Source organism: Aminobacter sp. NyZ550 (assembly GCF_025628925.2).
GTDB classification, from domain to species: domain Bacteria; phylum Pseudomonadota; class Alphaproteobacteria; order Rhizobiales; family Rhizobiaceae; genus Aminobacter; species Aminobacter ciceronei.
The window spans coordinates 3,900,951-3,922,667 of record NZ_CP114190.1 but is presented as its reverse complement, the minus strand read 5'-3'; the positions used below and the strand labels follow the sequence as shown (position 1 = coordinate 3,922,667).

At 63.1% G+C, this 21,717-nt stretch carries 25 protein-coding genes; 14 read left to right on the top strand and 11 right to left on the bottom strand.

Annotated features, from left to right (window positions below; genetic code table 11):
* Window positions 1-3 precede the first annotated feature (3 nt).
* Genes N7E70_RS19520 through N7E70_RS19505 form a run of 4 tightly spaced genes read right to left on the bottom strand, consistent with a single transcriptional unit; the run spans window position 4 to window position 2,265 of the window.
* A complete protein-coding gene (locus tag N7E70_RS19520) occupies window positions 4-462 on the bottom strand; it encodes a GNAT family N-acetyltransferase (RefSeq protein WP_067962701.1) in 459 nt (152 codons plus the stop codon).
* 3 nt (window positions 463-465) lie between these two features.
* Window positions 466-903 carry an acetyltransferase gene (locus tag N7E70_RS19515; RefSeq protein ID WP_067966674.1) on the bottom strand — a complete coding sequence of 146 codons (438 nt, stop codon included), beginning with the start codon at window positions 901-903 and terminating at the stop codon, window positions 466-468.
* A 22-nt stretch (window positions 904-925) separates the two neighbouring features.
* On the bottom strand, window positions 926-1,576 hold the full coding sequence (locus N7E70_RS19510; protein ID WP_067962699.1) for an FMN-binding negative transcriptional regulator: 651 nt from the start codon (window positions 1,574-1,576) through the stop codon (window positions 926-928).
* A 14-nt stretch (window positions 1,577-1,590) separates the two neighbouring features.
* A complete protein-coding gene (locus N7E70_RS19505; protein WP_067962698.1) occupies window positions 1,591-2,265 on the bottom strand; it encodes an alpha/beta hydrolase in 675 nt (224 codons plus the stop codon).
* A 218-nt stretch (window positions 2,266-2,483) separates the two neighbouring features.
* Here N7E70_RS19505 and N7E70_RS19500 point away from each other — a divergent pair, with 218 nt between their 5' ends.
* The 11 genes from N7E70_RS19500 (at window position 2,484) to N7E70_RS19450 (ending at window position 10,841) form a co-directional block, all read left to right on the top strand.
* Window positions 2,484-3,647, top strand: coding sequence for a cysteine desulfurase family protein (locus N7E70_RS19500; RefSeq protein ID WP_067962695.1), 1,164 nt, complete (start codon window positions 2,484-2,486; stop codon window positions 3,645-3,647).
* A gap of 170 nt (window positions 3,648-3,817) precedes the next feature.
* A complete protein-coding gene (gene sufB, locus N7E70_RS19495; protein ID WP_067962692.1) occupies window positions 3,818-5,347 on the top strand; it encodes a Fe-S cluster assembly protein SufB in 1,530 nt (509 codons plus the stop codon).
* Window positions 5,347-5,508 carry a hypothetical protein gene (locus tag N7E70_RS19490; RefSeq protein ID WP_154385534.1) on the top strand — a complete coding sequence of 54 codons (162 nt, stop codon included), beginning with the start codon at window positions 5,347-5,349 and terminating at the stop codon, window positions 5,506-5,508. The genes sufB and N7E70_RS19490 overlap by 1 nt, the downstream gene beginning before the upstream one ends.
* Window positions 5,509-5,583: 75 nt before the next feature.
* Window positions 5,584-6,339, top strand: a complete 756-nt coding sequence (gene sufC, locus N7E70_RS19485) for a Fe-S cluster assembly ATPase SufC (protein ID WP_067962691.1) — start codon at window positions 5,584-5,586, stop codon at window positions 6,337-6,339.
* 10 nt (window positions 6,340-6,349) lie between these two features.
* Complete coding sequence (sufD, locus tag N7E70_RS19480; RefSeq protein ID WP_263007327.1) at window positions 6,350-7,615, top strand: Fe-S cluster assembly protein SufD; 1,266 nt, start codon at window positions 6,350-6,352, stop codon at window positions 7,613-7,615.
* A 67-nt stretch (window positions 7,616-7,682) separates the two neighbouring features.
* Entirely contained in the window at window positions 7,683-8,924 is a 1,242-nt protein-coding gene (locus tag N7E70_RS19475; protein WP_263007326.1) for a cysteine desulfurase, read from the top strand.
* Between the two features lie 5 nt (window positions 8,925-8,929).
* A complete protein-coding gene (locus N7E70_RS19470; RefSeq protein WP_263007325.1) occupies window positions 8,930-9,328 on the top strand; it encodes an SUF system Fe-S cluster assembly protein in 399 nt (132 codons plus the stop codon).
* Entirely contained in the window at window positions 9,328-9,732 is a 405-nt protein-coding gene (locus N7E70_RS19465; protein ID WP_067962688.1) for a hypothetical protein, read from the top strand. Before N7E70_RS19470 ends, N7E70_RS19465 begins: the two co-directional genes overlap by 1 nt.
* A complete protein-coding gene (locus N7E70_RS19460) occupies window positions 9,729-10,016 on the top strand; it encodes a hypothetical protein (protein WP_157097096.1) in 288 nt (95 codons plus the stop codon). Before N7E70_RS19465 ends, N7E70_RS19460 begins: the two co-directional genes overlap by 4 nt.
* A 108-nt stretch (window positions 10,017-10,124) precedes the next feature.
* Window positions 10,125-10,505: a Fe-S cluster assembly scaffold SufA gene (sufA, locus tag N7E70_RS19455; protein ID WP_067962685.1), complete on the top strand. Its 381-nt coding sequence runs from the start codon at window positions 10,125-10,127 to the stop codon at window positions 10,503-10,505.
* Window positions 10,506-10,526: 21 nt separating this feature from the next.
* The gene (locus N7E70_RS19450; RefSeq protein WP_154385529.1) at window positions 10,527-10,841 is read left to right on the top strand and encodes a TfoX/Sxy family protein; all 315 of its coding nucleotides are present in this window, start codon (window positions 10,527-10,529) and stop codon (window positions 10,839-10,841) included.
* A gap of 2 nt (window positions 10,842-10,843) precedes the next feature.
* On the opposite strand, the gene N7E70_RS19445 is transcribed toward N7E70_RS19450, so the two are convergent.
* The 3 genes from N7E70_RS19445 to N7E70_RS19435 form a co-directional block, all read right to left on the bottom strand.
* Window positions 10,844-11,143: a hypothetical protein gene (locus tag N7E70_RS19445; RefSeq protein ID WP_154385528.1), complete on the bottom strand. Its 300-nt coding sequence runs from the start codon at window positions 11,141-11,143 to the stop codon at window positions 10,844-10,846.
* Between the two features lie 221 nt (window positions 11,144-11,364).
* Entirely contained in the window at window positions 11,365-12,291 is a 927-nt protein-coding gene (locus N7E70_RS19440) for a pseudouridine-5'-phosphate glycosidase (RefSeq protein ID WP_263007338.1), read from the bottom strand.
* 20 nt (window positions 12,292-12,311) lie between these two features.
* A complete protein-coding gene (locus N7E70_RS19435) occupies window positions 12,312-13,250 on the bottom strand; it encodes a carbohydrate kinase family protein (protein ID WP_263007324.1) in 939 nt (312 codons plus the stop codon).
* A 276-nt stretch (window positions 13,251-13,526) separates the two neighbouring features.
* On the opposite strand from N7E70_RS19435, the gene recA reads away from it, so the two are divergent.
* Entirely contained in the window at window positions 13,527-14,615 is a 1,089-nt protein-coding gene (gene recA, locus N7E70_RS19430; protein WP_067962672.1) for a recombinase RecA, read from the top strand.
* 247 nt (window positions 14,616-14,862) lie between these two features.
* Entirely contained in the window at window positions 14,863-17,523 is a 2,661-nt protein-coding gene (alaS, locus tag N7E70_RS19425) for an alanine--tRNA ligase (RefSeq protein ID WP_263007323.1), read from the top strand.
* A 108-nt stretch (window positions 17,524-17,631) separates the two neighbouring features.
* Here alaS and N7E70_RS19420 read toward each other — a convergent pair whose 3' ends face one another.
* Window positions 17,632-18,030 carry a VOC family protein gene (locus N7E70_RS19420; RefSeq protein ID WP_067962669.1) on the bottom strand — a complete coding sequence of 133 codons (399 nt, stop codon included), beginning with the start codon at window positions 18,028-18,030 and terminating at the stop codon, window positions 17,632-17,634.
* 187 nt (window positions 18,031-18,217) lie between these two features.
* Between N7E70_RS19420 and N7E70_RS19415 the strand changes: the two genes are divergently transcribed.
* Entirely contained in the window at window positions 18,218-19,066 is an 849-nt protein-coding gene (locus N7E70_RS19415; protein WP_067962666.1) for an AraC family transcriptional regulator, read from the top strand.
* Window positions 19,067-19,095: 29 nt separating this feature from the next.
* Here N7E70_RS19415 and N7E70_RS19410 read toward each other — a convergent pair whose 3' ends face one another.
* From N7E70_RS19410 to N7E70_RS19400, 3 genes are all read right to left on the bottom strand, one after another.
* Window positions 19,096-19,878, bottom strand: coding sequence for a hypothetical protein (locus N7E70_RS19410; RefSeq protein ID WP_067962663.1), 783 nt, complete (start codon window positions 19,876-19,878; stop codon window positions 19,096-19,098).
* A 26-nt stretch (window positions 19,879-19,904) separates the two neighbouring features.
* Window positions 19,905-21,116 carry an NADP-dependent isocitrate dehydrogenase gene (locus N7E70_RS19405; protein WP_067962660.1) on the bottom strand — a complete coding sequence of 404 codons (1,212 nt, stop codon included), beginning with the start codon at window positions 21,114-21,116 and terminating at the stop codon, window positions 19,905-19,907.
* A 179-nt stretch (window positions 21,117-21,295) separates the two neighbouring features.
* Window positions 21,296-21,640 carry a TfoX/Sxy family protein gene (locus tag N7E70_RS19400; protein ID WP_154385525.1) on the bottom strand — a complete coding sequence of 115 codons (345 nt, stop codon included), beginning with the start codon at window positions 21,638-21,640 and terminating at the stop codon, window positions 21,296-21,298.
* Between the last annotated feature and the right edge of the window lie 77 nt (window positions 21,641-21,717).

Sequence of the window (21,717 nt, the reverse complement as noted above, 5' to 3'; positions counted from 1 at the left end):
ATTCTATGAGATTCCGACCCCAAGTGGCTTTCGGTACAACAGGAATCCGTCGTCCGGCTTCTCGGCCTGACGGACAAAGCCGCAGCTTTCGACGCAGGCGATGGAGGCGAGATTGTCGTTTTCGATTTGGCCGTCGATATGGGTGTAACGGCCGCTGACATGCGCGACCAAGGCCGCCAGCACACGTTTGCCAAGCCCTCGGCCGCGTTGGCTGGGGTCGAGCACGATCAGCAGGCTGATGCCGCCGTCGTCCTGCTCGTCATATTGCAACACGGCAAGCGGAGTGTCGCTCGCACCATGCGTGGCCACGACAAGATGGGCCGGACTTGCCGGATCCGTGACATAGGCGAACCAGTCCGTGCCGGGGAAGTCGACGCGCCGTGCCACCTCGGCATCATCGAACCACGCCACATAAGCTGCTAGCTCGTAGCTGCGAAACGGCCGGAAGCTGATCCCGTTCATGCCTCAGGACGCCTGCGCCAGGTGCAGCAGAGGAAATGGCTTTCCCTGGCCGTCGCGTTCGGAGCGCCCGACCTGCCTGAAGCCGCATTTCAGATAGAAGGCGACGCCACCCGGGTTCTGCTCGTTCACGTCGACCGCAAGCGGCCCCTTCAGCCGGCCGACATGCTCGATCAGCGCCTTGCCGATGCCTTTGCCATGCTGGCTGGTGCTGACGAACAGCATTTCGACCTTTGGGCCGTCCAGGCCGATGAAGCCGACGGGCTTGCCATCGCTGTCCTCCGCCACCAGCACCTCGACGGCGGGCAGATAGTCGTCGCGGACGAGCGGACGGAAGAACTGAATGTCGTCTTCGCCGAGGAAGTGATGTGTGGCACGCACGGCATCCTCCCAGATGGCGACGAGCACGGCATTGTCGGCCGCGACGCGGGGACGGATGTTCATGAGAGGCTCCAGGTCGAAAGGGCTATTCGCCCGCGAGCCCGCCATACTGGCGGACCAGTTGCGCCATGCCGCCGGCCGGCTTCTGCTCGGCCTCTATGCCTTCAGCGACGCCGATGCGGTCGCCGACGGGCCGGTTCTGGCTGACCTTCCATTTGCCGTCGATGGCGGTGATGTCGATTTCGAGCCCGATGATGCCCTTCAGTTGGGCTGCGATGTAGGCATCAGGCGCGTCGGAGACCTGCCAGGGCTCGGTCCGCCCGGCTTCCTGGCTGGCGGTGAGCGCGGCGATCTGCCCGGCAAGCCAGTCCTTGTCGTCGATGACACGCGCCATGCCGCGCACCTGCACGGTCGCATAGTTCCAGGTCGGAACGACCTTGCCGGTTTCGCGCTTGGTTTCGTACCAGGATGGGGTGACGTATGCGTCCTCGCCCTGGAACACCACCAGCACCGGCATGTCAGGCGTTTCAGCCAACAACTGCCATTGCGGGTTGGCGCGGGCGAGATGCGCTCGCAGCCGTCCATTCGGGCCGATGTCGGCGTCGAGCAGAAATGGCAGCGGATTTGCCACCGGGCCTTCCGATCCGTTGCAGATCAGAAGGCCGAGCGGATGGTTGCGGATCAGCGCATGCAAAACGTCCAGCCTGGTCTCGCGAAACAGCGGCGGCTGGTACATGCGCGGAACTCCTCTTAGCGCAGGCGCTTCGGACGCGGGTCCGAAAGCTCGCCGGCGAGACGGCGGTCGAGATACTCGGCGCACTCGTCGATCACCAGTTCCGGGTCGTTGCCGAAGAAGTGGTTGGCGCCGGGGAGCGTCTTCTGGGTGATGGTGATGCCCTTCTGCGTGTGCAGCTTGTCGACAAGGCCCTGCACGTCCTTCGGCGGCGCCACCTTGTCGGCGTCGCCATGGATGATCAGGCCCGACGATGGGCAGGGTGCCAGGAACGAGAAATCATAGGTGTTGGGCTGCGGCGCCACCGAGATGAAACCTTCGATCTCCGGGCGGCGCATCAGAAGCTGCATGCCGATCCAGGCGCCGAAAGAATAACCGGCGACCCAGCAGCTCTTCGAGTCAGGATGCAGCGACTGCACCCAATCGAGTGCGGCAGCCGCATCCGACAGTTCGCCGGTGCCGTGGTCGAATTCGCCCTGGCTGCGGCCGATGCCGCGGAAGTTGAAGCGCAGCGTGGTGAAATCGCGCTTCTGGAACATGTAGAAGAGGTCGTACACGATCTTGTTGTTCATCGTGCCGCCAAACTGCGGGTGCGGATGCAGTATGATGGCAATCGGCGCGTTCTTTTCCTTGGACGGCTGATAGCGACCTTCCAGGCGACCCGCCGGACCGGTAAAAATGACCTCTGGCATAAACTACTCCACTTGACGCAAGGCCGATGAAACAATCCTGTGCCCAGCCTTGACGCGAGGGACGCGTCTTCTTAGAAGCTAGTTTAGAACTGTTCAAAACTGGGTGGCGAAACCGCCCATTTGGCAAAGCGGGTAGATAGGACGGCTGGCCTTGGAATTTCAAGGAAATTGCGCGTCCTCCCATCCGAACATGATTTGACAGGGCAAAAACCAGGAAAATGGCCGGACCGCGCGCCTATCTCGACTACAATGCCAGTGCGCCGCTGTTGCCCGCAGCGCGTGCGGCCGTGGTCGCGGCGCTCGAAGTCGGGGCCAACCCGTCGTCGGTTCACAGCGAGGGCAGGGCCGCCCGCAAGATCATCGAGGATGCCAGGCGCGATGTCGCCGCCCTCGTTGGCGCCAGGCCTGAACATGTCGTCTTTACCTCCGGTGCCACCGAAGCCGCGACAACGCTTTTGTCGCCCGACTGGCGCATGGGGCGCGGCGCAGTGCGCATGTCGCGTCTCTATGTCACCGAGGCCGATCATCCTTGCGTGCTGAATGGCGGCCGTTTCCCGGCGGAGCGGCTCACGCGACTTGGCGTGGATGGCGACGGCATCGTCGACCTCGTTGGCCTGGAAGCCGCACTCGCCGCCCACGACAAGTCGGAAGGCCTGCCACTGGTGGCGATCCACGCCGCCAACAACGAGACCGGCGTCATTCAGCCCATCCGCGCCATTGCTGAACTGGTGAAGGTGGCTGGCGGGGTGCTGGTGCTCGACGCCGTCCAGGCTGCGGGCCGCATTCCTCTCGATATGTCAGAGGGTTATGCCGACTATCTGATTCTTTCCTCGCACAAGATCGGCGGCCCCAAGGGTGCCGGCGCGATCGTCGCCCAAGCCGATCTGATGATGCCGGCACCTCTGGTGACGGGCGGCGGTCAGGAAAAGGGCCATCGCGGCGGCACCGAGAACCTGCCAGCGATATCTGGATTTGGCGCTGCCGCGCGCACCGCTCTGGACGGGCTGGCCGGGATCGGCGAGGTCCGGGCCCTGCGTGATCGCCTCGAAGAGACGGTTCTGCGGCTTGTTTCCGATGCGGAAATCTTCGGAAAGGCAGTCGAACGGCTTGCCAACACGACATTCTTCGCTATTCCGGGCGTCAAGGCTGAGACGGCACAGATCGCCTTCGATCTCGCAGGCGTTGCGCTCTCGGCAGGTTCCGCGTGCTCGTCGGGCAAGGTCGGCCCCAGCCATGTGCTGAAGGCGATGGGCTTTGCCGACAATCTGGGTGCGCTGCGCGTGTCGATTGGCCGGCAGACGTCCGAGGCGGACGTGGAGAAATTCGAAACGGCCCTGGCGGCGCTTCTTTCGCGCCGCACGGACCGTACCAAGGCCGCCTGATCGGCGGAAATTTGGCCCAACGGCCAGTGAACGGGTGTGTCAGGGACGCCAAAGGCATCCTTCCGGGTGAATTCCGGGCAAAAACACACTATATGGAACTTACGCCGCTCCAGCGGTGCCATAGTTTGAAAACTGTCGGGCCTTGACCCCGGCGTGGATGGAGAACGCTTATGCCTGCTGTGCAGGAAACGATCGAGCAGGTCCGCAAGATCGACGTCGACCAATACAAATACGGCTTCGAATCGTTCATCGAGATGGACAAGGCCCCCAAGGGCCTGAGCGAAGACATTGTCCGCTTCATCTCGGCCAAGAAGGGCGAACCGGAATGGATGCTCGAATGGCGCCTCGGTGCCTATCGCCGCTGGCTGACGCTTGAAGAGCCGAACTGGGCGCGCGTCGACTATCCCAAGATCGACTTCCAGGACATCTACTTCTATGCCGCTCCCAAGAGCACGCCCGGACCGACCTCGCTGGACGAAGTCGATCCCGAGATTCTGAAGGTCTACGAAAAGCTCGGCATTCCGCTCCGCGAGCAGGAAATCCTCGCCGGCGTGCAGAAGCAAGCGGCCCCGGTCGACGAACTGGCGGATGAAGAGGCTGGCGACAACGTCTACAAATCGGGCCGCGTCGCCGTCGACGCCGTGTTCGATTCGGTTTCCGTCGTCACCACCTTCAAGGACGAGTTGGCCAAGGCCGGCGTCATCTTCTGCTCGATCTCGGAAGCCATCCGCGAGCACCCGGAACTGGTGAAGAAGTATCTCGGTTCGGTCGTTCCGACCTCCGACAACTATTATGCGACGCTGAATTCGGCCGTCTTCACCGACGGATCGTTTGTGTTCGTGCCCAAGGGCGTGCGTTGCCCGATGGAGCTGTCGACCTATTTTCGCATCAACGAGAAGAACACCGGCCAGTTCGAGCGCACGCTGATCATTGCCGAGGAAGGGGCTTATGTCTCCTATCTCGAGGGCTGCACCGCACCCCAGCGCGACGAGAACCAGCTTCACGCCGCCGTGGTCGAACTGGTTGCGCTCGACGATGCCGAGATCAAATATTCGACCGTGCAGAACTGGTACCCGGGCGACGCCCAGGGCAAGGGCGGCATCTACAACTTCGTCACCAAGCGCGGCGACTGCCGTGGCGACCGTTCGAAGATCTCGTGGACCCAGGTCGAAACCGGTTCGGCCATCACCTGGAAGTACCCGTCCTGCATCCTGCGCGGCGATGACTCCCGCGGCGAGTTCTATTCGATCGCGGTGTCGAACGGCTACCAGCAGGTCGACAGCGGCACCAAGATGATTCATCTCGGCAAGAACACGTCGAGCCGCATCATCTCCAAGGGCATTGCCGCCGGTTTCTCGCAGAATACCTATCGCGGCCAGGTTTCGGCCCACCGCAAGGCGACCAACGCGCGCAACTTCACCCAGTGCGACAGCTTGCTGATCGGCAATCAGTGCGGCGCGCATACCGTGCCCTATATCGAGGCGAAGAACTCGTCGGCGCAGTTCGAGCACGAAGCGACCACCTCGAAGATTTCTGACGACCAGAAGTTCTACGTCATGCAGCGCGGCATTCCCGAGGAGGAGGCCATCGCGCTGATCGTCAACGGCTTCGTCAAGGAAGTCATCCAGGAACTGCCGATGGAATTCGCCGTCGAGGCGCAGAAGCTCATCGGCATCAGCCTGGAAGGAAGCGTCGGCTGATGGATCCGGTGTCGACGGTCTTCTACGCAGTTGTTTGCGGCGGGCTCGCCGCAATGGCACCGTCGTTCCAGTCGCGCGCCGCGCGGCTGGTCGTAGGCACCGTCACCGGCATCATCGCTGCAACTCTCTTGCCGTTGCTGCGGCGCGCATTCGGAATCTGACCGGCGCGCCGGCAACGTCTTTGACAGGAATTGCGCCGCCCGCCCGGCGCCTGAAGTGAAGAAAGCTGAACGAAAATGCTTGAGATCAAGAACCTGCATGCCCGTATCGCCGACAGCGGCATCGAGATCATCCGCGGCCTGAACCTGACGGTGAAGGCAGGCGAAGTCGCAGCCATCATGGGCCCCAACGGCTCGGGCAAGTCGACACTGTCCTACATCCTCGCCGGCCGCGACGACTATGAGGTGACCGAGGGCGAGATCCTCTACAACGGCGAGTCGATCCTCGAGATGGACCCGGCCGAGCGCGCCGCCAAGGGCATCTTCCTGGCCTTCCAGTATCCGATGGAGATACCGGGCGTTGCCACGATGGAGTTCCTCAAGGTGGCGATGAACTCGCAGCGCAAGGCGCGTGGCGAAGAGCCGCTGAAGATCCCGGACTTTCTCAAGCGCGTGAAGGAAGCCGCTGCCTCGCTCGACATGGACATCAACATGCTCAAGCGTCCGGTCAATGTCGGCTTCTCCGGCGGTGAGAAGAAGCGCGCCGAGATCCTGCAGATGAAGTTGCTCGAGCCGCAGCTCTGCGTGCTCGACGAGACCGACTCCGGGCTCGACATCGATGCGCTGAAGATAGTCTCCGACGGCGTCAACGCACTGCGTTCGCCCGACCGCGCGGTGGTCGTCATAACCCACTACCAGCGCCTGCTCGACCACATCGTTCCCGATACCGTCCATGTGCTCTACAAGGGCCAGGTCATCAAGTCGGGCGACAAGTCGCTGGCGCTCGAACTCGAAGAGAACGGCTACGCCGGGATCATCGAAGAGGCGGCTTGAGGTGTCGACCATGAACATGCGTGCTGAAATCCAGCGCACCCCCGCGGAGGCGGCGCTTGTCGACGCCTTCGGCGAGCGGCTGTCGCTGCTTCCCGGCGATGGCGCCATTATGGTCAAGCGCGACGACGCCATCGAGCAGGTCAAGGCCGGCCTGCCGACGCGCCGCGTCGAATCCTGGCACTACACCGATCTGCGCCGCCTTCTGGCTACCGTTCCCGCCTTCGACGCCAGCGTCAAGGCCAAGTCGGTCGCCCCGCTGATCGAAGGTTCGACCGTGCTGTCGCTTGCCAATGGCGTGTCGCAGGCGGTGTCGAGCATCGAGGGCGTTACCCTCCAGCGTCTTGCCGACAAGCTCACCGACGGCAGCTATGCCGCGGCGCTCGTCACCTACGGTACCGATGACGCCATCGGCGCCATCAACACCGCCTTTGTGGCTGACGGCTATTTCGTCGACATCGAAGCAGGCGTCCAGCTGGACAAGCCGGTCGAACTGCAGAACCTCCAGGCCGGCGGCCAGAGCCATGTGCGTCTACCGGTGCGTGTCGGTGCCGGCGCTAAGGCGACCATCGTCGAGCGCCAGACGGGCGAGGGCGCTGGCCTCGTCAGCTCCGTCAGCCAGCTTCTGGTCGGCGACGATGCCGAGGTGCTGTGGCTGATCGTCCAGGACCAGCCGGAGACGGCGACCCATCTCGCCCAGTTCAAGGCCGAACTCGGCAGGAACGCCAAGCTGACCCTGTTCGTGATGAATGCCGGCGGCAAGCTCGTCCGCCAGGAGGTCATCGTCAAGGCGTCAGGTGAAGGCGCCGACTTCAAGCTGCGCGGCGTCAACCTGCTCGCCGGCGACAGCCATGTCGACGTCACCATGGTGCTCGACCACGCCGTGCCGCACACCTCCTCGACCGAAGTGGTGCGCAATGTCGTCACCGGCCGCGCCAAGGGCGTGTTCCAGGGCCGTATCAACGTGCACCAGATCGCCCAGAAGACCGACGCCCGCATGGCCTGCAACACGCTGTTGCTGTCCGACGACGGCGAGTTTTCGACCAAGCCGGAGCTGGAGATCTTCGCCGACGACGTCGCCTGCGGTCATGGCGCCACCGTCACCGAGATCGACCACAACCATCTGTTCTATCTGATGGCGCGCGGCATCGACGAGAAGTCGGCCCGGGGCCTGCTGATCCGCGCCTTCCTGGCCGAGGTCATCGAGGAACTCGAGGACGAAAGCGTCGTCGATCCGCTGGAAGAGCTGCTGAGCAACTGGTTTGCGACGCATGGCTGAGGCCTGATCCTTCTCCCCTTGCCAGGGGAGAAGGTCCGGCACAGCTGATGACGGCAAGGGCATGAAGATGGACAACAAAGTCGAAGCCAGCACCTATGACGTAGAGGCGATCCGCCGGGACTTCCCGATCCTGTCGCGCGAAGTCTATGGCAAGCCGCTCGTCTATCTCGACAATGGTGCTTCGGCCCAGAAGCCGCAGGTCGTCATCGACGCCATCACCCACGCCTATTCCAACGAATACGCCAACGTCCATCGCGGCCTGCATTTCCTCTCCAATGCCGCGACCGATGCCTATGAGAAGGCGCGCGAGAGCGTTCGCCGCTACCTCAACGCGCCCAATGTCGACCAGATCGTCTTCACCTCCAACGCCACCTCGGCGATCAACACCGTTGCCTATGGCTACGGCATGCCCAATATCGGTGAGGGCGACGAGATCGTTCTGTCGATCATGGAGCACCACTCCAACATCGTGCCCTGGCATTTCATCAGGGAACGCCAGGGCGCCAAGCTGGTTTGGGTGCCGGTCGACGACCTCGGCGCGTTCCATGTCGAGGAATTCGAGAAGCGCCTGACCGACCGGACCAAGCTGGTTGCGATCACCCATATGTCGAACGCGCTCGGCACGGTGACGCCGATCAAGGAGATCTGCCGCATCGCGCATGCGCGCGGCATCCCGGTTCTGGTCGACGGCAGCCAGAGTGCCGTCCACATGCCGATCGACGTGCAGGATCTTGACTGCGACTTCTTCGTCATGACTGGCCACAAGCTCTACGGCCCCTCTGGCATTGGCGTGCTCTACGGCAAGCGCGAACTGCTCGAGCGCATGCGCCCGTTCCATGGCGGCGGCGAAATGATCGTCGAAGTGACCGAGGACATAGTTACCTACAACGAGCCGCCGCATCGCTTCGAGGCCGGCACGCCGCCGATCGTCCAGGCGATCGGCCTCGGTGCCGCGCTCGATTACATCGACGGCATCGGCCGCGAGCGCATCGCAGCACACGAGGCGATGCTGCGCGATTACGCCCATGAGCGGCTGCGCTCGATCAACTCGCTGCGCATCTTCGGCGACGCGCCCGGCAAGGGCGCCATCGTTTCCTTCGAGCTGCAGGGCATCCACGCCCATGACGTGTCGATGGTCATCGACCGCCAGGGCGTTGCCGTGCGCGCCGGCACCCACTGCGCCCAGCCGCTGTTGAAACGCTTCGGCGTCACCTCCACATGCAGGGCATCCTTTGGCATGTACAACACCAAGGCCGAGATCGACGTCCTGGCCGAGGCGCTTGAAAAAGCACGGAAATTCTTCGGATGAGCACCATGGAAGACGTTATCGCAGCGACCACCGACGAGACCGCTCCCGAAACCGGCGGCAACGGCGTCGTGTCGGCCTCGGCCATTCCGGCGGACGAACTGGCGCGGCTGACCGACGACATCGTCTCGGCGCTGAAGACGGTCTATGACCCCGAAATCCCTGCCGACATCTACGAACTCGGCCTCGTCTACAAGATCGACATCGAGGACGACCGCACCGTCAAGATCGACATGACGCTGACCGCTCCGGGCTGCCCGGTGGCAGGCGAAATGCCCGGCTGGGTGCAGAACGCCGTCGGCGCCGTCGAGGGCGTGTCGGGCGTCGAGGTCAATATGACCTTCGATCCGCCATGGACGCCCGACCGCATGTCGGAGGAAGCCCAGGTCGCGGTGGGCTGGTATTGATGAGCGAGTTGGCAGCCGCGAACGGCGTGTTCGTCGGCTGCTATGTTCGTGTCTTGTCGCTGCCTGCTGACGGAATCCGCTATGGCTCTGACGAGGAAGCCTTTCGGAAAACTGCGATCGGTCGCATATGTCGAATTGTGGAGCCGTACGAAGGTACGTCGGACGATGGGCTTCGCATCCGTACGGGAGAGTTTCGCGCTCACTACGCCATTCTGTCTCGCCACGGGATAGAGGGGTACTCGCTCTATCTGGGCGCAGGCGACGTGCAAGTCGTCGCTCCGACCGAGGAGATGCTGCTCCTGTACAGCGATGACATTTGGCAGCTCGTCGCTCCACACGGCGAAACGCAAGACACGCATACTTACGACAAGCTGGTCGCCGCTTTCGGATTGGTGGACCTGTGACCTATGCCCGCAAGATCGTCTTGCAGCTGCCGGTCAGCCGACCACAGGCAATTGGGCCCTTTGTGGAGCAGTGCTTGCGAGACGGCGTCTCCCTCATCGCGGTCGTGGGAGAGAATGCAAAAGACGTAGAAGATCAGATCGACGCACTCGTTGTCGGCGATGGTTCAGATTCAAGTCGTTTCGTTGTGACCACGGCGCATCAGGGCGAAGCGGTAGAGGATGTGTTGGAGTTCGCATCACATTTTGGAACCGACGCCGATAAGGTGCAGCTTGTCAGAATCTAGCCGAACAACTGGAAATTGGATGCCTTGCATCACGCGAGACATTTCACCATCTTAAGGAAGAATCATCCGGCAGGCCTTGAACCTGCAAGGAATGGAGCAGGAAGAAACATGGGACGCTTCGCCGTCATCTCAATGACCGACCGGGCCGCCGACCGCGTGCGCGAGATCATGGCCACCCGTGAGAATGCCAAGGGCATCCGCCTCGGCATCAAGAAGGGCGGCTGCGCCGGCATGGAATATACGGTCGACCTGGTGACCGAGCCGAACCCCAAGGACGACCACATCGAGCGCGACGGCGCCCATGTCTATGTCGCTCCTGAAGCGGCATTGTTCCTGTTCGGCACCCAGATGGACTTCGAGGTCACCACCCTGCGCACCGGCTTCACCTTCAACAATCCGAACCAGAGCTCGGCCTGCGGCTGCGGTGAGTCGGTCGAGCTGAAGCCCGCCGACCTCAAGGCGCTCGCCGAAGCGCGCGCGCAGGCCTGATCCTCAGCGAGGCATCAGCCAATGAGCGACGAAGCCATCCGCGAGACCTTCTCCGGCCTTGGCGATGTCACCATCCGCAAGATGTTCGGCGGCAAGGGCATCTATCACGACGGCCTGATCGTCGGCGTCGAGGTGCGTGGCGAAATCCTGCTCAAGGCCGATGCGGTGAGCGCGCCCGATTTCGAGGCGGCGGGGGCAACGCGCTGGACCGATGCCGGCGGGCGACCGGTCAACATGCCCTACTGGACAATCCCCGAAAGCGCTGTCGACGATCCTGATGAAATGACCGTGTGGGCGCGCAAGGCGTTCGAGGCGGCACTGCGCAGCAAGAAATAACCTCACATCTCGCCGGGCGGCACGAAGAAGCAGTTCTCGTGCTCTTCGGTCGGATGCAGGCAGATGTGATAGTTGCCGTCGCCCGAGGGGATTTCCGAGCCATAGGGTACGAAATAGCGGTTGTGGTGCGTCACCTTGCGGTGATCGCCGGGCTCCAGCACGATCGACCAGCCGCCGCCATTCTCCTTGACTGACTTCTCGGGAATGGCCTGGCACTCGCCATGTTCGATGTCGCCATGGCAGCAGGCCGGCGGATAGTTCCAGCCTGAAGCCGCCCGATGCGCCGAAGCCGGGGCGGTCATGACAGACAATGCCAGCAACGCAAACGCTACGGCAGCGCAGCAGCGCGCGAATACCTGCATGCTGAGAAGTCGGCAACGCCCGCCACTGTCGGACATCACGCAAACCCCGATGATGCCGCCGGGCAATCCCGGACGGCAGGCTGGCCGCGCCGCAGCTTAAGCCTGCCTGTCCGGAATGTATATTGTGCCTAGCTAATATTAATGTGTATTGCGAATGCGGTTCACGCCTTGGCCAGCGCGATCGCCACCTTGGCCGCCAGCCGCGCATTGTTCTCGACCAAGGCGATGTTGGTCTTCAAGCTGGCGCCGTTGGTCAGTTCGAGAATCTTGGCCAGCAGGAACGGCGTCACCGCCTTGCCCGAGATGTTTTGCGCCTCGGCCGCCTTCTGGGCCGCTTCGATGTAGCCGGCCATTGTTTCAGTCGGGATCTCGTCGCTCTCCGGCACCGGGTTGGCGACCAAAAGGCCGCCGTCGAGGCCGAGTGCTGCGCGCGTCGCATGCAGGCGGGCGATCTTGTCAGCTGTGTCGAGGCGCAGCGGCGCCGCATAGGGCGACTTGCGCGACCAGAAGGCCGGCACGATGTCGGAGCCGTAGGCGACAACAGGCACACCGCGCGTCTCCAGCACTTCCAACGTCTTTTCGATGTCGAGGATCGCCTTGGCGCCGGCCGAGACCACGATGACAGGCGTGCGCGCCAGCTCGTCGAGGTCGGCCGAGATGTCAAAGCTCTTTTCGGCGCCCTTATGCACGCCGCCGATGCCGCCGGTCGCGAACACCTTGATGCCGGCGAGATGGGCCGCGATCATCGTCGCTGCCACGGTCGTGCCGCCGGTGCGGCCTTCGGCAACTGCATAGGCGATGTCGGCGCGCGACAGCTTCATTGCGCCGCCGGTCATGGCCAGCGATTCGCGCTCGCCGTCCGACAGGCCGATCTTGATGCGGCCGCCGATGACGGCGATCGTTGCGGGCACCGCACCTTCGTCCGAGATGATCTTCTCGACATTGGCCGCCATAGCCGAATTGTCGGGATAGGGCATGCCGTGGGTGATGATGGTGCTTTCGAGCGCGACAACCGGCTTGCCGGCGGCAAGAGCTGCGGCGACGGGCGCGTGGATGTCGATGAAGGGGCGGGCGGTTTCAGGCGTCATGTTGGTCTCCTTGGTCCGCGTCATGCCATTTCCCGGGCTTGCGGCACAAGGGCCAGCGCCGCGTCAAAGTCTGCCTGGGCGAGATCGGGCACCGCCGAGGCACTTTCTATGGCCAGCACGGCTGCGGCAATGCCCTCGCGCAGCGCCCGCTCGAGCGGCAGCCCGCGCAGAAGCGCCACCGTCGTTGCCCCCGCCAGCGCGTCGCCGGCGCCGGTCACGTCGACGATCCAGCGTGGGGCAGGCGGTGTGATCTCCATCAGGCCGGCGGCGTCATAGGCAAAGACCGAGCTTCCGCCTGCCGTGACGACCCCGCGCTTGAGCCCCGTGGCGCGCAGGCCGCGGGCGAAGGCGTCGGGCGTGGAATCGGCAGCGACATCAGCCAGCACCGCCGCCTCGCGCCGGTTCATGTAGAGGCAGGAGAGCTTGCCGAGGATCGGCGCCAGCCGCACCGCCTTGGCGGGCGAAATCGCAATGGCAAACAGCGGCTTGTCGGCAATCTCGCCGAGCTTGGCCAGCGCTGCTTCGGGCAGGTTGGCGTCGCACAGCACGGCATCCGTGCCTGCGATCGCCTCACGCGTCTTGGCGCGCCTGAGCTGCTTGGCGAAGGCAAGTTCGTAGAGGCTCATGTCTGCCAGTGCCGCGACCACGTCGCCGTCGCGGTCGAGCAGGGCGGTGTAGCTCGGCGTCGCCCGGTCGAGGAAGATGGCCGACAGGTCCTCGATGCCGTTGGTCGCGATCTCCGACGCCACGGCGTCGCCGGCCGCGTCGCCGCCGCGCACCGACATCAAGGCGCCGGTCGCCCCGCGACGCACTGCACCCCGCAACGCATTGAAAGCGCCGCCGCCAACCTCCTCGCTCATCGAGCCGGGGATCGAGGCGCCCGCCACGAACGGTGCCGTCATGCGGCCGCGCCGGTCGACATGTGCGCCTCCGATGGCAAGGATCTTGGGTGACGTCATGATGCAGGTGTCCGGCAGAGGTTTCGGGCGTGGAACTTAGTGTCTGGCGAGGCGGGCGGCAACCGAATCGCGGCGCGGGCGGATTTTCACGGCGGCGTGTCGCGCCATATGCGACATCGCATCACGTGCAGCTTTAAAACAAAAAAAGAACACGCATGTGATTAAACATAAATATCAGTAAGTTGACTGCTCTTGCCAAATGAGAACAAAACAGATACAAAATTATATCGGCACCGGATCTGCCGGCCTTCATTGACGACCACGGGGTGATGTATCATGGCTCAGAATTCATTGCGGCTTGTAGAGGATAATTCGGTGGACAAATCCAAGGCTCTGGACGCGGCGCTGTCGCAGATCGAACGCGCCTTCGGCAAGGGCTCGATCATGCGCCTGGGCGCCAATGAGCAGGTTGTCGAGATCGGAACGGTCTCCACCGGCTCGCTCGGCCTCGACATCGCTCTTGGCGTCGGTGGCCTGCCGCGCGGACGCATCATCGAAATCTACGGGCCGGAAAGCTCGGGCAAGACGACGCTCGCTTTGCACACCGTGGCCGAAGCCCAGAAGAAGGGCGGCATCTGCGCCTTCGTCGACGCCGAACACGCGCTCGACCCGGTCTATGCCCGCAAGCTCGGCGTCGATCTCGAGAACCTGCTGATCTCGCAGCCCGACACGGGCGAGCAGGCGCTGGAGATCTGCGATACGCTGGTGCGTTCCGGCGCCATCGACGTGCTGGTCGTCGACTCGGTTGCAGCGCTGACGCCGCGCGCCGAGATCGAGGGTGAAATGGGCGAGTCGCTGCCCGGCCTGCAGGCCCGCCTGATGAGCCAGGCGCTGCGCAAGCTGACGGCCTCGATCTCGCGCTCCAACACCATGGTCATCTTCATCAACCAGATCCGCATGAAGATTGGCGTCATGTACGGCTCGCCGGAGACCACCACCGGCGGCAACGCGCTCAAGTTCTATGCTTCGGTCCGCCTCGACATCCGCCGCATCGGCTCGGTCAAGGACCGCGACGAGGTCGTCGGCAACCAGACCCGCGTCAAGGTGGTGAAGAACAAGCTGGCCCCGCCCTTCAAGCAGGTCGAGTTTGACATCATGTATGGCGAAGGCGTGTCCAAGACCGGCGAGCTCGTCGATCTCGGCGTCAAGGCCGGCGTTGTCGAGAAGTCGGGCGCCTGGTTCTCCTACAATTCGCAGCGGCTCGGCCAGGGACGCGAGAACGCCAAGCTGTTCCTGCGCAACAATCCCGACGCGGCGCGTGAGATCGAACAGCTGCTCAGGCAGAATGCCGGTCTGATCGCCGAGAAGTTCCTCGAGAACGGCTCGCGCGAGGAAGACGACGGCGACGAAGCTGGCGCGATGTAGGCGCATTCGGGGCCGGTCCGGCGAACGTCGGACCAGACCCAAGACAGACGATCTGAGCGACCGCCGGCCATTGTGCCGGCGGTTTGCGTTTGTGAAGACTGCTTCGCTGATCGGGCGGCGGATTGCGGGCTATTGCCGGTCCGGTGTTTCTGGACAGGGTTAAGGTGGGCGGCTAAAAGGCCAGTTCCAATTTCCGCCTGCAAAGGGCGGGGTGCATCTGTTCAGGGCGGCGATCAAAGGCGGCAATATGAGTGGCGTGAACGAGATCAGGTCGACATTTCTCGACTACTTCAAGAAGAACGGACACGAGGTCGTAGCCTCCAGTCCGCTCGTCCCGCGCAATGACCCGACCTTGATGTTCACCAATGCCGGCATGGTGCAGTTCAAGAATGTCTTCACCGGGCTCGAGACGCGCTCCTATTCGCGCGCCGCAACCGCGCAGAAGAGCGTGCGCGCCGGCGGCAAGCACAACGACCTCGACAATGTCGGCTACACCGCGCGCCATCTCACCTTCTTCGAGATGCTCGGCAACTTCTCCTTTGGCGACTATTTCAAGGAGCAGGCGATCGAGCTTGCCTGGAACCTGATCACCAAGGAGTACGGGCTCAAGAAGGACAAGCTGCTCGTCACCGTCTATCACACCGACGACGAGGCGGCCGACCACTGGAAGAAGATCGCCGGCTTCACCGACGACCGCATCATTCGCATCGCCACCTCGGACAATTTCTGGGCGATGGGCGATACCGGCCCGTGCGGCCCGTGCTCGGAAATCTTCATCGACCGCGGCGAGCACATCTGGGGCGGCCCTCCCGGCAGCCCCGAGGAGGATGGCGACCGCTTCCTCGAATTCTGGAACCTCGTCTTCATGCAATATGAGCAGGTGACGAAGGAAGAGCGCATCTCGCTGCCGCGCCCGTCCATCGACACCGGCATGGGCCTCGAGCGCATGGCCTCGATCCTGCAGGGCGTCGAGACCGTGTTCGAGACAGACCTGTTCCGCACCTTGATCGATGCCGCGTCCTCGGCGATCGGCCGTGGCCCGGATGACAGCAATGTCGCTTCCTACCGCGTTATGGCCGATCACCTGCGTTCGTCCTGCTTCCTCGTCGCCGATGGCGTGCTGCCCTCGAATGAGGGCCGTGGCTATGTGCTGCGCCGCATCATGCGCCGCGCCATGCGTCATGCGCAGCTTCTCGGCGCGCAGGAGCCGATGATGTGGAAACTGGTGCCCGCACTCATCCGCGAGATGGGGCAGGCCTATCCCGAGCTCGTCCGTGGCGAAGCACTCATCACCGAGACGCTCAAGCTCGAAGAGACCCGCTTCCGCAAGACGCTCGCCCGCGGCCTGGGCCTGCTGGCGCACGCCACCGAGACGCTGGGCTCGGGCGACATGCTCGACGGCGAAACCGCCTTCAAGCTTTACGACACCTACGGCTTCCCGCTCGACCTGACGCAGGACGCATTGCGCCAGCGCAGCATTTCGGTGGATCTCGCCGGCTTCACCGATGCGATGGAGCGGCAGAAGGCCGAGGCGCGCGCCAACTGGGCGGGCTCCGGCGAGGCTGCGACCGAGGTCGTCTGGTTCTCCGTCCGCGAAAAGACCGGCGCCACCGAATTCCTCGGCTACGAGACCGAGCAGGCCGAAGGCGTGATCCTGTCGCTGCTCAAGGACGGCGCCGTTGTCGATGCCGTGAACGAGGGCGACATCGTCGCCATCGTCGTCAACCAGACGCCGTTCTACGGCGAGTCGGGCGGCCAGATGGGCGACACCGGCACCATTTCAGGCGAAGGCTTCGCCGTCGAGGTGACCGACACCCAGAAGAAGGCCGACGGCCTGTTCGTTCATTACGGCAAGGTCACCAAGGGCAAGCTCAAGACGGGCGCTGCCGTCGAGCTCAAGGTCGACCACAACAGGCGGACGCGTTTGCGGTCGAACCACTCGGCAACCCACTTGATCCACGAGGCGCTGCGCGAGGTGCTCGGCACTCATGTCGCGCAGAAGGGCTCGCTGGTTGCGCCTGAGCGCCTGCGCTTCGACATCTCGCACAACAAGCCGATCTCGGCCGAGGAGCTCGAGGAAGTCGAGCGCATGTCGAACGAGATCGTGGTCCAGAACAGCCCCGTCACCACGCGCCTGATGAGCGTCGACGATGCCATTGCCGAGGGCGCGATGGCGCTGTTCGGCGAAAAATATGGCGACGAGGTTCGGGTCGTCTCGATGGGCACCGGCCTGCATGGTGCCAAGGCCAACCGTCCCTATTCGGTCGAGCTGTGCGGCGGCACCCATGTCCGCTCCACCGGCGACATCGGCCTGGTGCGCATCGTCTCCGACAGCGCCGTCGCTGCCGGCGTGCGTCGCATCGAGGCGCTGACCGGCGAGGCGGCGCGTCGTCACCTCGACGAGCAGGACCGCCGCCTGAAGACGGTCGCAGCAGCACTGAAGGTGTCGCCCGCCGACGTGCTGACGCGTGTCGAAGCCCTGGTCGATGAACGCAAGAAGCTTGAACGCGAGCTGACCGAAGCGCGCAAGCGGCTCGCCATGGGTGGCGGGCAGGGCGGTTCCGCCGATGCGGTGCGCGAGATATCTGGCGTGAAGTATCTCGGCAAAGTTGTGTCAGGCGTCGACCCCAAGGACCTCAAGGGCTTGGCCGACGAAAGCAAGGCCGGCCTCGGTTCGGGCGTGGTGACGCTGATCGGCGTGTCGGAAGATGGCAAGGCCAGCGCTGTCGTGGCTGTCACGGCCGATCTCGTCGACCGCCTCAGTGCCGTCGACCTGGTTCGCGTCGCATCCGCAGCCCTTGGCGGCAAGGGCGGCGGCGGCCGTCCGGACATGGCCCAGGCCGGTGGCCCCGACGCCACCAAGGCCGACGAGGCTGTCGAGGCTGTCGCCCAGGCAATGGCCGGCTGATCCTGGATCAGGCTGAGGAATCGACAGGGCGGGAGCTTCGGCACCCGCCCTTTTCATTTGGCCGTCTCGACGTCCAGGTCGCTGGCCGGCGGATCAGTCTTCAGCGGATCAGTCTTCAAAAGCAGCGACAAATTCGACCTTGATCCGGTCGGGGTCCTCGATGAACAGTGCGTAATAGTCGCTGCCGCCATTGGCGAAGGGATAACGCTCGTCATAGAGGCAGGGAATGCCGTTGTCCCGGCAGACCTGCCTGAGCCTGTCGACGGTCGTCCTGTCTTCCACGCGAAAGGCCAGATGATTGAGGCCAACGCCGGACCGGTGATAGGGCCGATGGGCGTGCTTCTCGGCCACCTGGACGAAGGTCAAATAGGCATGGTTGCCGTGGGCGAGCGTGAAGCCATCGTTCCAGCGCCCGGTTTCCTCATAGCCGATCTGCGCGAGAAGAGACGCCCAGAAGGCATGCGATCTCTCCAGGTTCGACACATAGATTTCGACGTGATGCAGCATCGGCTTGGCCCCTGAACGCTGTTTGCCTGCAATCTCAAGCTGTATCGCTTCCAGTCCTCATCCGCTATCCCACTGGCCTGGGGGATTGTCATGCGGCAGGCGTGCGGGACCTCCGGTTTGAACTCAGCAGGATTTGTCAAATCAGGCTATGTTTCTGTCCGGCCGATCGATTTGCAAAGGGTTTGGCATGAACGGTGAAACGGCATGGGCAGTCTATGAAACCCGCCTGAGAAGGGTTTCGGCTCACATCCACGCGCATCTCGACGAGGAGCTGGATATGGACTGCCTGGCCGACATCGCCTGCATGTCGAGCTACCACTGGCACAGGATCTACCGCGCCATCTACGGTGAAACGGCTGCCGCCACGGTCAAGCGCCTCAGGCTGCACCGCGCCGCCGGCGACATCGTGGGGACGGATCTGACTGTCCTGGAGATTGCGAAACGGTCCGGCTATCCCAACGTCCAGTCGTTCAACCGCATCTTCAAGGCCGTCTACGGCATGCCGCCGGCGCGCTACCGGAGGGAGGGAAGCCACAAGCTCTTCGAAACCCACAGAGGAAAGGCTTCCCACATGTTCGACGTTCAGATCCGCACCATATCCGACACCAGCCTCGTCGGCGTTCCCCATCAGGGCTCCTACATGCAGATCGGCAAGGCCTTCGAGCAGCTGTTCGGCACGCTCTACGCCCGCGGCCAGGCGCGGCCCGACATGCGCATGATCGGTATCTATCTCGACGACCCCGATCTCGTTGCCGAGGACAGACTGCGCTCGGTCGCCTGCGTCAGCGCCGATGCGTCGGCACCTGCCGCCGCACCGCTCGAGCGCCGCGCCATCCAGGGCGGCGAATACGCCGTGCTGCGCCACAAGGGGCCGTATGCCGAGATGCACATGGCCTACAAATGGCTCTATGCCGAATGGTTGCCGAAATCGGGTCGCCAACTGCGCGACGCGCTGATGTTCGAGGAATACCTCAACAACCCGCGCGACGTGGCGCCATCAGAGCTCCTGACCGACATCCACCTGCCGTTGGCCTGAGTTGGGGGCGCAGGGAAATCCGGCGGTCGTCAGATAAACTCGCGGCCACCGGTATATTGACGGCGAAGCCGCCGGATCACCCACTTGTGGAGCGGCTGGTTCCGCCGGCGATGGAGAAAGACTGTCTCGCCGAATGGCTGTTCGCCTGGCTCGTTCTGCCATGGACCAAACTGCGACGGATCGGGAAACAGCGCTGCGTTGTGTCTCTTCGCAAGGATCGTCAGCACCGACTGGTCATGTCGATGGTCGACGAAGCCAGGCAGGTTCGGAAGCCCGTGTATGTTCGGGGCATCAGTGAGACATGCCTCGCTTGTCATGGCTTCGGAAAGGCGTGACACAAACTGCCTTGCTTCCGGCCCAGCCCGGTAAAGCTGAATGCCGCCTACGAGTTGCGGCAGCGACCAGAACTCATCGGTGTCGGCGTTCAGCTCGACAAAGCAATCGCGCTTTGTCCATGTCGACTGCAGCATCGCGCTGCCCATCTGGAAGAGACAAACAGGGTGTTTTTCAGCCAGCGCGATGAGCGGCGCGGGGTCGGCGATGAATGTCATGGCGATGTCGGTGTAGAGAACCAGCGTGCCATCCGGCACGCTGTTCAGTACATCCATGATGACAAATGGCTTCCAGAGCCAATAGCCCGCACCGCGTCGTGCGCTCATTATGGCCGGGTAACGTTGCGCCAAATCGCGCAGCACAGGATGGTCCGGTGTGTAGACAACGGTATCAAGGCCGAACCGGCATGCCGTCTTTGCTAGCAATTTGCTGGCCTGTGAATAGTTCGCGGTCGCAAACGTCACATGAACGGCATGCACTGGGTTCGGCCTTGTCTTTTTGCAGATCAGCCCATCGCCTTCTGCAGGTTCTCGTCGATCTTGTCGAGGAAACCGGTGGTCGACAGCCAGGGCTGGTCGGGGCCAATCAGCAGCGACAGGTCCTTGGTCATGAAGCCGCTTTCAACCGTCTGGATGCAGACGCGTTCCAGCGTCTCGGAGAAACGCTTCAGATCGGCGTTGTCGTCGAGCTTGGCGCGGTGGGCGAGGCCACGGGTCCAGGCGAAGATCGAGGCGATCGAGTTGGTCGAGGTTTCCTCGCCCTTCTGGTGCTGACGGTAGTGGCGGGTGACGGTGCCGTGGGCAGCTTCAGCTTCCACCGTCTTGCCATCCGGGGTCATCAGCACCGAAGTCATCAGGCCGAGCGAGCCGAAGCCCTGGGCCACGGTGTCGGACTGCACGTCGCCGTCATAGTTCTTGCACGCCCAGACATAACCGCCCGACCACTTCAGGCTCGAAGCCACCATGTCGTCGATGAGGCGGTGTTCGTACCAGAGCTTGCGCGCCTTGAACTCGGCCTCGAATTCCTTCTCGTAGACCTCCTGGAAGATGTCCTTGAAGCGGCCGTCATAGGCCTTGAGAATGGTGTTCTTGGTCGACAGATAGACCGGATAGTTGCGCAGCAGGCCGTAGTTCAGCGAGGCGCGGGCGAATTCGCGGATCGACTCGTCGAGGTTGTACATGGCCATCGCCACGCCGGCGCCCGGGGCGTCGAACACGTCGTGCTCGATCACCTGGCCGTCGTCGCCGACGAACTTGATCGACAGCTTGCCCTTGCCCGGGAACTTGAAGTCGGTTGCCTTGTACTGGTCGCCGAAGGCATGACGGCCGACGATGATCGGCTTGGTCCAGCCCGGAACCAGGCGCGGCACGTTCTTCATGATGATCGGCTCGCGGAAGATCGTGCCGCCGAGGATGTTGCGGATCGTGCCGTTGGGCGACTTCCACATCTTCTTGAGCTTGAACTCCTCGACGCGCTGCTCGTCAGGCGTGATGGTGGCGCACTTCACGCCGACGCCGTGCTTGTTGATGGCGTTGGCAGCGTCGATGGTCACCTGGTCGTTGGTGGCGTCGCGGTGTTCGATGCCGAGGTCGTAATATTCGAGGTCGATGTCGAGATAGGGGTGGATCAGCTTGTCCTTGATGAACTGCCAGATGATGCGGGTCATCTCGTCGCCGTCGAGTTCGACGACGGGCTTGGCCACCTTGATCTTCGCCATAGGAAATTGCCTCTTTTTGCCTGGAACCAGCCGGTCCCGGAGGGTTCACGATTGGGAGTGCGGCCCCTATACCAAAGCGAATCGGACGGCGCAAATGATTGCGATTGCGACCTTCGGCCTGTTTGCTGACATTGTATGAAATGCCTGGCTGCGACGTTGGCCGTCGCTGGTGCCGCAGGTCATTTTTGCCTGGCTGAGCCCGTCTTCGGCGGCATCGGCCCGACGAAGCGCGACGCCATGGCGATCCAGCTCTCGATCGCCCGGTCGTCCAGCTTATCAGGCGCCACCATGATGAAGCCTTTCATCTCGCGGCCGGTGAAGTCCATTCGCCTGGCGCCCGGCAAGGCGAGAGCCGCGGGCTCCTGTTCCTCACCGACGCGCACCAGCAAGGCGCCGTCCTTCAGCGTGCCGACCATCATGTTGCCGTTGAGCGTGAAGCAGGTGCCGCCGAACATACGGATTTCGCCGACATTGGGATCGTCGCCGACAAAGGCCAGGATCTGTTCCGCGAGATCGTCCGCCATGGCTCGCCCTTACCGGAACTTCATTTTCGCGCGCGAATATGTCAGGGACGCGCAAAAGGCGCAATTCTCGGTTCAAT